Consider the following 4,182-nt stretch of genomic DNA (forward strand, 5'->3'; position numbering starts at 1 on the left):
CTCCAGCCCTTACCTCACGATAAGTACCTTGCGCTTCCTTAGTGGTTGGTCGATGTGTACCCCCACAGTGGACTTTCACCACCTAGATAGATGCCATGCCTGGCACACAAGAAAAAGCTGCCTTAAAGACAGCTCCGATCTTCAGCTAACGCACCCGTTATTTTAAGCGAAATATTTCACAAACTCGCTAAAATTATAAGTTGTTCTTATCATTTAGGCATCCTATTAATACATGTTCCAATAGGCTTTTGCTTCTTTCTCAAGCACCTTTAGTCTTTTATAGTAATCAGGAAACTCCTGAAGATGAGCTAGGGCAATTTTCCCCGTTATAATAGGATCATCATCAGTTACATTTGTTTGGCTGGATATTTTTCCATGTTCCAGCTCAGTATTTACTCCCATCCAAAACTCATCTAAATCAAACTTGCTATTATTAAAATCAATGCCTAAAAGTAAAGCTATAGCTGCTGCTTCCTCTTTAGAAAAGCTTGTTTTTACGTTGTTAAAATTATTTGTTTGAATCCCATTTGGATACTTTGTTAGATGAGAATCGCGCATATCGCAGTCAGAACGGTGTTCTGCAGCCAAAGCATCTGCTTTAGTTACATGAATCGTGCCAAATGGATGTTGTGGAGGTGCGTATATAGAATAAATTTTCAACGGGATATCACCTGTATTGGTTACATTATGCCATGTTCCAGCAGGTATCATAATGGCAGAATCATCATAAACATTCCGTACAAAGTTTAAATTATCTTTTCTCTTGCCCATTTGAACAATCCCTTGACCTTGTTCAATACGTAAAAATTGGTCAACGTTAGGGTGAATTTCTAACCCGATATCTTCCCCAGCCTTAAGACTCATCAATGTAACTTGAAAATGATTTCCTGTCCATAATGCGGTCCGGTAGTTATTGTTTTGTTTCGTAGCTTCATTAATATTGATTACAAATGGTTTCCGTCCATAATCTTTTAGTCCGATTTCATTCCTTCCAATTGATGATTGAAAAAGATCTAATCGGTTAGCAACATCATGTGTAGTCCAGTATTTGGGCTGTATTATATTGTTATATATTGGTACGTTAAAATAATAAGGATTTGGATATGGGTGGGGATACGAAAAAGGAGCATCGTTCATTTTTCTCAACGCCTTCAAAAATTTTTTAAATTATCCTATTCACTATGTTAAGGATATGTTCTAATACTCAGGGTTACCGAATTAAAGGTATTGATTATCCGTAACATTTGCTCAATCTAATGGAACAATTCAAATAAGGAAATTCGCTTCTGCAACTATCCCCCCTCAATAAATTAAGGTCAAGTCTTAGATAAAATGGGAGAGCGATTATTAAAAGGGCATTTTACAGACAAAAAATACGGCCAAAACCTGTAATGATATGAATTGTTTTTTTCGTTTTTCTTCCTAATATATCCGCAAATACCCGGATTACAGCCGATTATCCTTGATTAAATGACCTGACTGGCATGTAAGCCCCAAATGATAACGCTTCCCTTCACTATCTCGGCCTTTTCCTGGTGAATGTCCTCTCTTCCCTTGAATCTAAATCTCAGCATGTTACGATAACAAGGTTAAAAAATACGAACGGAATTACGAACAATGAACTTTTAGGAGGGCATAATGTTGAGAGATAAAACTGTTGCATTTTTAGGAGCCGGTTCGATGGCAGAGTCGATGATTTCTGGAATTGTGCAGATTGGGAGCATACCAGCAGAGAGAATTTATGTGACAAATCGCAGCAATCAATTACGACTCGAGGAAATGAATCACGTGTATGGAGTTCATGCGGTCCATCAGGATGCATTGCCATATGAAGAAGTTGATTTCTTCATTTTGGCAATGAAGCCCCAGGGAGCAGCAGATGCTCTTGATGCACTCAAAGATAAAATAAGAGTGGATCAAGTTGTAATTTCTGTTTTAGCGGGCATTTCCACTGAATTCATGGAAAATCATCTACAGCTTGGACAGCAGGTTGTGCGGTTGATGCCGAATACGTCTAGCATGATCCGGGAGTCGGCAACTGCGTTATGTCCGGGAAGACATACAGCGATGGACAATGTGATAGCAGTGAAAGAACTGTTAGGCTGTATGGGAAAAGTGTTCTTAATTGAAGAAGAGCATATGGATATTTTTACAGGAATTGCAGGAAGCGGACCTGCTTACTTCTATTATTTAATGGAGCATATGGAACACGCTGGCGTTAAAAAGGGTATGGATGAAGCGATGGTCCGTGAGATTGTCGCCCAAACGATTTTAGGCGCAGCCAAGATGATTATGGTGAACGACGAGACACCGGCAAGTCTCAGAGAGAAAGTCACTTCACCAAATGGAACGACAGCATCCGGACTTGATGCTTTACAGAAAAATAATGGCGGCAGAGCCATTTCACAGGCGATTCATCATGCTGCGAAACGTTCGAAAGAGCTGAATGATGAGATGGCAGTAGCGTGCAGCAAATCGACTAATCCCCCGAGAGTACTGGGGAACTTCAGTACCATAAAAGGACGGTGTCTAAGTTAATCATCTCCATAAATACACCATGGAGCCTCCTTAGGAAATTATATGTATCAAAAGATGTGGTTATCAAATAACAATCCATCAAATAGTTAAGAAAAAATATAAACGTAAGAAAAACGGAGGACAACATGAAGAGAATCCTTAAGATCGCTAGCGCTTTTATCGGAATTCTAGTCGGAGCAGGGTTCGCCTCAGGACAAGAAACCATGCTTTATTTTGTAAGCTTCGGGAACTTGGGCACAATTGGAGCTATCATTTCAGTCGCTATTTTTGCATACCTTGGAATGATTCTGATGAAGCTTGGCAGTCGTACACAAACAGATTCGCATCAGGAAGTAATTTATAAGATTTGCGGTCGCTTTCTCGGCTGTATCATTGATTATGTTCTGAATGCCATCCTATTTGGTATAGGAATTGTCATGATTGCGGGGTCAGGCTCGATCTTTGATCAGCAATTCGGATTACCTTCCTTTATAGGAACCATCCTTATGACTGTTCTTGTTATGATAACAGTTATGCTGAAAGTTGACCGTGTGATTAAGGTAATTGCATCCGTCACACCATTTCTGATTCTTGTCGTACTTTTTCTATTTATTTATAGTATGTTTACAATGAATTCATCATTTACGTCACTTGAACCACATGCGCTGGAACAAAACTCAGCTGCGGGACATTGGCTTGTATCTACAATAAACTATATTTCAATAACCATTGCAATGGGGGCTTCCATGACACTTGTTATGGGTGGGAATGAACCTGATGAAAGGATATCATCCATTGGAGGACTTACAGGAGGGATCGCTTTAGGTCTACTTCTTTTAATTAGTCACCTTACTATTTTCTCAAATATTAATACTGTATCGGACTTGGATATGCCCATGCTGGGAATCGCCAACAGTATTTCACCTCTCTTAGGCATCCTGTACTCTCTCGTTCTGTTCGCCATGATTTTCAATACGGCAGTCAGCATGTTCTACTCATTTGGAACACGCTTTTCTGATCCGCAGACCACAAAATTTAAAGTAATCGTTATTTCATCACTGTTGATAGGATTTATAGCAAGCTTCTTTGGCTTCACTAAACTTGTTTCCTCTCTCTATCCAATCTTTGGCTATATGGGAATTGTCCTTATTATCGTTCTCATCATTACTCCATTCCGAATGAGTCGATTAACGAAAGAGAATTAAATTGAGGATTGTTTAACCAACCTTTCTACTCATGTGTAGAAAGGTTTTTTTGAGGTAATTCTTGTATTACCTCTCTTATTTTATCAATATATAATTCTTCCTTATCCGCGAGGTGTGATGACTTCTGATAAAAACTTTTTTTAAATTAACATTGTTTGTCGCTGTATTGATAGCTTATATTTCTTTATACATCTTGCTAACCAATCATCCCAAAAATCCGATTCTTAAAAAAAGATCACTTTACCTTCTTGCAAAGGAATTTCTTTCATCATATTTTCCTCCCACCAATTTGATGATTCTTATTAAACTAACCTGCCCCGATAGTTCCATAAGAAACTCCTATGGCGGCGCTCCTCGCCGCCACCATCTACTACGAAAATCTAAACTCAAAATAGAGTCTAACCCATTAACCCCTTGACAATAATGGAAAATAACAATACAACCAGGCTGAACTTTTTTT

3 protein-coding genes and 1 pseudogene are annotated in these 4,182 nt (G+C 38.8%); 2 read left to right on the plus strand and 2 right to left on the minus strand.

The features are described 5' to 3' along the window. Positions 1-225 precede the first annotated feature (225 nt). Together AC1DIV_RS29615 and AC1DIV_RS29620 are read right to left on the minus strand one after the other, a co-directional pair. A complete protein-coding gene (locus AC1DIV_RS29615; RefSeq protein WP_340878591.1) occupies positions 226-558 on the minus strand; it encodes a DUF5661 family protein in 333 nt (110 codons plus the stop codon). An 18-nt stretch (positions 559-576) separates the two neighbouring features. Further along, positions 577-1,137 (minus strand): annotated as a pseudogene (locus AC1DIV_RS29620) (cupin domain-containing protein); the annotation flags it as partial. Positions 1,138-1,638: 501 nt separating this feature from the next. Between AC1DIV_RS29620 and proC the strand changes: the two are divergent. Together proC and AC1DIV_RS29630 are read left to right on the plus strand one after the other, a co-directional pair. After that, positions 1,639-2,538, plus strand: coding sequence for a pyrroline-5-carboxylate reductase (proC, locus tag AC1DIV_RS29625; protein WP_340877697.1), 900 nt, complete (start codon positions 1,639-1,641; stop codon positions 2,536-2,538). Positions 2,539-2,663: 125 nt separating this feature from the next. After that, complete coding sequence (locus tag AC1DIV_RS29630) at positions 2,664-3,722, plus strand: YkvI family membrane protein (RefSeq protein WP_340877698.1); 1,059 nt, start codon at positions 2,664-2,666, stop codon at positions 3,720-3,722. The last annotated feature ends 460 nt before the right edge of the window (positions 3,723-4,182 follow it).

Source organism: Peribacillus sp. 05N428 (assembly GCF_056397085.1).